The following is a 1,154-nucleotide window of genomic DNA, read 5'->3' on the forward strand; positions in this document are numbered from 1 at the left end:
CCGGCACCGACGGTACGGCCACCTTCGCGAATCGCGAAGCGCAGGCCGTCTTCCATGGCGATCGGCTTGATCAGGGTGACAACCATTTTCACGTTGTCGCCCGGCATCACCATCTCGACGCCTTCCGGCAGTTCGCACGAACCGGTCACGTCAGTGGTACGGAAGTAGAACTGCGGACGATAGCCCTTGAAGAACGGGGTGTGACGACCACCTTCTTCCTTGGACAGCACGTACACTTCGGCTTCGAACTTGGTGTGCGGCTTGATGGTGCCCGGCTTGGCCAGAACCTGGCCACGCTCGACGTCATCACGCTTGGTGCCGCGCAGCAGCACACCGCAGTTCTCGCCGGCACGACCTTCGTCGAGCAGCTTGCGGAACATTTCGACACCGGTACAGGTGGTCTTGGTGGTGTCACGCAGACCGACGATCTCGATTTCTTCCTGGACCTTGATGATGCCGCGCTCGACACGACCGGTCACCACGGTACCGCGGCCGGAGATCGAGAACACGTCTTCGATCGGCATCAGGAACGGCTTGTCGATGGCACGAACCGGCTCCGGGATGTAGGTATCCAGGGTCTCGACCAGCTTCTTCACCGCGGTGGTGCCCAGCTCGTTGTCGTCTTCGCCGTTCAGCGCCATCAGCGCGGAACCGACGATGATCGGCGTGTCGTCGCCCGGGAAATCGTAGGTCGACAGCAGGTCGCGAACTTCCATCTCGACCAGCTCCAGCAGCTCGGCGTCATCAACCATGTCAGCCTTGTTCAGGAACACGACGATGTACGGAACACCAACCTGACGGGACAGCAGGATGTGCTCGCGGGTCTGCGGCATGGGGCCGTCAGCAGCCGAGCAGACCAGGATCGCGCCGTCCATCTGGGCAGCACCGGTGATCATGTTCTTCACGTAGTCAGCGTGACCCGGGCAGTCAACGTGCGCGTAGTGACGGACGTTGGAGTCGTATTCCACGTGCGCAGTGTTGATGGTGATACCGCGAGCCTTCTCTTCCGGCGCGCTATCGATCTTGTCGAAGTCGACGCGAGCGGAACCGAACACCTCGGAGCACACGCGGGTCAGCGCAGCGGTCAGAGTGGTCTTGCCATGGTCGACGTGACCAATGGTGCCGACGTTGACGTGCGGTTTGTTACGTTCGAA

The 1,154-nt window shown here is 61.3% G+C and carries 1 protein-coding gene; it reads right to left on the reverse strand.

All coding sequences use genetic code 11. The features are described 5' to 3' along the window. A partial coding sequence (gene tuf, locus BAY1663_RS22765) for an elongation factor Tu (protein ID WP_037045417.1) occupies positions 1-1,154 on the reverse strand: 1,154 nt, incomplete at both ends.

It is taken from the genome of Pseudomonas sp. BAY1663 (assembly GCF_000582595.1).
Taxonomy (GTDB): Bacteria; Pseudomonadota; Gammaproteobacteria; order Pseudomonadales; family Pseudomonadaceae; genus Stutzerimonas; species Stutzerimonas stutzeri_AF.